The organism is Bradyrhizobium sp. sGM-13 (assembly GCF_018398875.1).
Lineage (GTDB): Bacteria > Pseudomonadota > Alphaproteobacteria > Rhizobiales > Xanthobacteraceae > Bradyrhizobium.
The window spans coordinates 1-3,871 of record NZ_JAGWDK010000106.1; the positions used below are offsets into that span (position 1 = coordinate 1).

General features: G+C 59.4%; 4 protein-coding genes and 1 pseudogene. 3 read left to right on the top strand and 2 right to left on the bottom strand.

Annotation, left to right across the window (positions count from 1 at the left end):
* Window positions 1–114: 114 nt before the first annotated feature.
* On the bottom strand, window positions 115–498 hold the full coding sequence (locus KJQ96_RS38085; RefSeq protein ID WP_213291117.1) for a hypothetical protein: 384 nt from the start codon (window positions 496–498) through the stop codon (window positions 115–117).
* Window positions 499–677: 179 nt separating this feature from the next.
* Between KJQ96_RS38085 and KJQ96_RS38090 the strand changes: the two genes are divergently transcribed.
* Both KJQ96_RS38090 and KJQ96_RS38095 read left to right on the top strand, forming a co-directional pair.
* A complete protein-coding gene (locus tag KJQ96_RS38090) occupies window positions 678–890 on the top strand; it encodes a hypothetical protein (RefSeq protein ID WP_213291118.1) in 213 nt (70 codons plus the stop codon).
* A 315-nt stretch (window positions 891–1,205) separates the two neighbouring features.
* Complete coding sequence (locus KJQ96_RS38095) at window positions 1,206–1,409, top strand: cold-shock protein (protein ID WP_057849549.1); 204 nt, start codon at window positions 1,206–1,208, stop codon at window positions 1,407–1,409.
* A gap of 1,309 nt (window positions 1,410–2,718) precedes the next feature.
* Here KJQ96_RS38095 and KJQ96_RS38100 read toward each other — a convergent pair.
* Window positions 2,719–2,976, bottom strand: coding sequence for a DUF3551 domain-containing protein (locus tag KJQ96_RS38100; RefSeq protein WP_213291119.1), 258 nt, complete (start codon window positions 2,974–2,976; stop codon window positions 2,719–2,721).
* 394 nt (window positions 2,977–3,370) lie between these two features.
* On the opposite strand from KJQ96_RS38100, the pseudogene KJQ96_RS38105 reads away from it, so the two are divergent.
* Window positions 3,371–3,648: pseudogene (locus tag KJQ96_RS38105) on the top strand (DNA -binding domain-containing protein).
* Window positions 3,649–3,871 lie beyond the last annotated feature (223 nt).

Sequence of the window (3,871 nt, forward strand, 5' to 3'; positions counted from 1 at the left end):
GCTGTCGGTAACGAGCTGAACCCTTGTGCCAGCAACCGCAATCAGACAAGAGGTTACACATTGGCAGGTTCGCTGATGTGAGCGACCCTGACGTGCGCTACCATACCCGGGATGTCAATCTCTACGCGTAGAAGCATCGCGAGCGGCCATCCTGCGTTTGCGTCGGCAGCTTGCGGCCGTCCCTTCCACATTCTCTGTTTCCATGCGGTCCAGGCGCGCGCATAGCGGTACTCGGCAAAGTCGTCGCCCGGTGAAGGCGGTCCGCAAATTCCGCCACGCAGCTTCGAACTTTTGTCGCACGTCGTGTAAATCGATAGCAGTGCCCCCAGCGTCGACACCGCGATGCGCCGGCGGAACGAAACCGCAGTACCACTCCAATTGGTCTACGGTGGTGGGAACACCGGCGCGTGGGCGGATATCGCCGATACATACATCGCCGAAATAGATCTTCCAGCGGTCGGGACCATGAGGATCACGGCGGCGGATCAGTTCGATCATGGTATCGTGTCCAGCTCAGCCAGTAACGATCCATTAACCCTTAGGGCAGTTAGCCGTCACGAAGATCGTCATAGCGACGGCTTTTTGCCACCCACCCGCCACCAGCTTGCCTGACGAATCAGGCGTGTCTGAAAGCCCAACTCTTTTCACTGGCTGGAGTAACTGAAGTGCGGAGAGAGATGACGAAGGCCTACGAAGTCGAATGCGGCGCGTTTACGCGAGAGATCCGTGCGCTCTTGGCTAAAAGACAGATTTCGCCGCCGATGGCCCAAGTCGTCTTGATCAACACGCTAGTCGCGATGATTAAGCATTTGAGAAAAAAAGACACGATGGAAGAGGCTGCGGAGGATTTGGTTCGCACGCTGCAACGGGCGATCTCGAAATCTCACTAAGCCTCAATCGCTCGATGTAATCGCGGTGTAGGATATTCATCGTCCTGTTGCCGTCAAAGCGAAACATGACGACCGCCCGGTACAGGCTCAGGTTTGAGCGATGGCGTCTGAGCCGACACAACAACCCCTCGTTAACTTCGGGCCCGTAAGCTCAAAGCAATCGCGGAGGCATCACTCGCGAGAGTAATGCGTAGAGCCGCCGCTGTCTCAACCCAGCGGCGGCTTTTGCGTGCAACGATTACCTCCGCGGGCCCTTTCTTTTGCCGGGTTTCTGTCACCATCATTCCGTGTTTCGAATCGATGGGGAGAATTGACGTGGCGACAGGGACAGTGAAGTGGTTCAACGCGACAAAGGGCTATGGATTTATTCAGCCCGACAATGGCGGCAAGGACGTATTCGTCCATATCTCGGCCGTCGAGAGAGCAGGTTTGAGCAGTCTGAATGAGGGCGCAAAAGTGAGCTACGAAGTCTTAGCAAACCGCGGAAAGGAATCCGCCGAAAACCTCAGGGTAGGTTGATCGGCGCAGTCATCCGGCGGTCACGCTGGCGGGCCTACCCCTTGTCAGCGACCGGACAGACGAGGAGCCGGACGTGGGCCTAGTCTCTGCTCGCCCCGGCTGCATCCCTCCTCACGCCCCCGGCTGGGGCAATCTGCAGTGACTGGCGGCCCCGGTGCGTTGCGTATTGCGGGGGCCGCTAACCGATCGATTCAACGCACAACGCACGACATGGATTGCCGACTCCATCGGTGATATGGGCCGCAAGGGGGAGATGGCTGGGATGTGGCCGGGCACACGTTCCGAACGGGCAAAGCTTGCTGCCATCCATCGCGGACACAAGCCCCTTCAGACGTGCTGCTGCACCCGACTCCACATCCGCCCGCGGCCAAAGCTGGTTCGGCAAGAGCAAAAGCTACAAAGAAGGTCCCCAGCCAAGCAAAGCGGATCATCATGGCGGCTCCTCGTTGTCTTGAGTGCGCGGGTAAAATTGGCGCCGTGATTATCGTTCCTTGCTCTCCGCCGGTTCATGCTGGTGGGCCGCTTGCAAACGGCCCCAGCTAGGTTTCCAGCGCAAGCTGGGGCCGCCACTTTCTCCCGGCTTGGCTCCACGATCCGCCGGGAGCGATGGAATCGACTCTCAGCAAGGTTGGAGGTTCCCAAGGACGGGCCGACACACGGCTGGCGGGCTTTCCGCGCTATGTTCACTATTGGGCAGATGTTGCCACCTTCCCGCTCCTATCAGTACGCCAGATAGTACCCACTACTCCGTCGCAATTTGAAATGGGAATACCTTGATGGCCTCAGCGCACCGCCACGCGCTGGAGCCATTTTTATTCTCAGGCGGTTCAAAGGCGTGCGCCTGTCCTTTGTCAGCGGCCGTACAGACCGCGCCCCGGTGGCGGCTATTCTGCAAGTCCCCCGGCTGCATGCCCCCAAGCCCCTAGCCGGGGTATCTCCAGGTGCGGCGGCCCCGGTGCGTGCGTATTGCCGGGCCGCTTCATTCCACGAGCCGCATGGTCCGGCGCCGTTTCATGCGATCCAGAGCGTGGACAACTTCGTCTCGATCGAGAACGGCTATTAGCCGGTGCACCGTTGCCGTGGCGTCGCACGGGCCAGGTGCGATGTATTCCCCGAGGATGCGCCTGGCATCCTCCATAGCCCGCAGTACGATGTCTTGATCCGGGGTGTTCATGGTACGCGCCTAAACTAAGCGCGACTCAATCACATCCCCCTGGCGATGATTCCTAAAGCGATCCTAGGATTTGCCAGTCCCGATCGCCAGCACCACGATCTGCATTAAGCGGTCCTGCGGCCAATGCGGTTCACTTTAGTAGACCCGGCGATGCCGCCGATAATCCGCGGGCTCTTGGGCGCCCCCGAAATATGGATTGATGACGCACTGCGCCGAGCGGCCCGATGCCGACGCGTTGCATTGAGGCAGCGACGTGTAGCGGCATTCGTAATACGGGGTGCGGCCGAAAATATGTAGGCAAACGGGGTAGTTTGGATCGTATGTCTGGGCGCGCGCCGGCGCAGCTGCAACGAGCGTCGCGCCTGCCAACATCGCTAAAGCCCGAATGCGCATCAGAGCCTCCTGCGGCACTCCAAGACCTCATACTCAAAGGCTACGCCCTCCGGCTCAGTGACGATAGCCGTCCTCGTCGTCGAGCACCGTCTTGAAGCCGGGCGGCAGCCGAGGCCGCTCGCCGTCGGCCGGCAAAATGCAGGTCGGGCAGGGGGCACCAGCACCGCCGCAGCCGCAGGTGTGCTCACTGGGCAGCCGCGCGAAGAAACCTCTTCACCAACTCGCGAGGTGAATGTGAGTTGATCACCCGAACGCCAGCAACCAATTGCGACGGGAAACGTCATTTTGCCTGTCCCTTTATTGGAGCAAAGCGGACTTCGCCGGTACGGGTCATTAATATGCCAAGGTGTCAAAAGCAAAGTCGGTCAATCAACAACCTGTTGCGAGAACGCCCATGCAGACGCCGCCGCGTGATCCCGATATCGCCGATACTGCGCCGTCGGGTACCGTGTTGATCTCTTACGACAAGGAGCACCTCGTCACGTATCTGCGCCTGCTCGACGCCCATGCGGAAGATGCGGACTGGCGCGAAGTCGCACGAGTGGTGCTGCATCTTGACCTGGAACATGATTGTGATCGGGCCCGGAAGGTGTTCAAGAGCACCTCTCGCGTGCTAGATGGATGACCGAGCAGGGTTATCTTCACCTGCTACGTGGTGGCGCGTCCGCTTAAAGCGACGCTGCCAATTCGCCACAGCGCAATAGGAAAATCACGGCGTACCCTCAGAGGCCTGGCTCGGCATGTCGCCTATTGCCACTTTCGGCGGTGATCGAACGACCTTACAATGTCCGTTCTTGAGAGCAGGACGGACATCGCCAGCCAGGTCACGATTTCTGAGTCTGACCCTGGCTGTGTGAAAACGCTGCGCTTGATGTGATTCGCGCGATATGATTCC

Bases quoted from the DNA above. Each gene is read 5' to 3' on its own strand.
- KJQ96_RS38085 (WP_213291117.1), bottom strand. From the start codon at position 498: ATGATCGAACTGATCCGCCGCCGTGATCCTCATGGTCCCGACCGCTGG.
- KJQ96_RS38090 (WP_213291118.1), top strand. From the start codon at position 678: ATGACGAAGGCCTACGAAGTCGAATGCGGCGCGTTTACGCGAGAGATC.
- KJQ96_RS38100 (WP_213291119.1), bottom strand. From the start codon at position 2,976: ATGCGCATTCGGGCTTTAGCGATGTTGGCAGGCGCGACGCTCGTTGCA.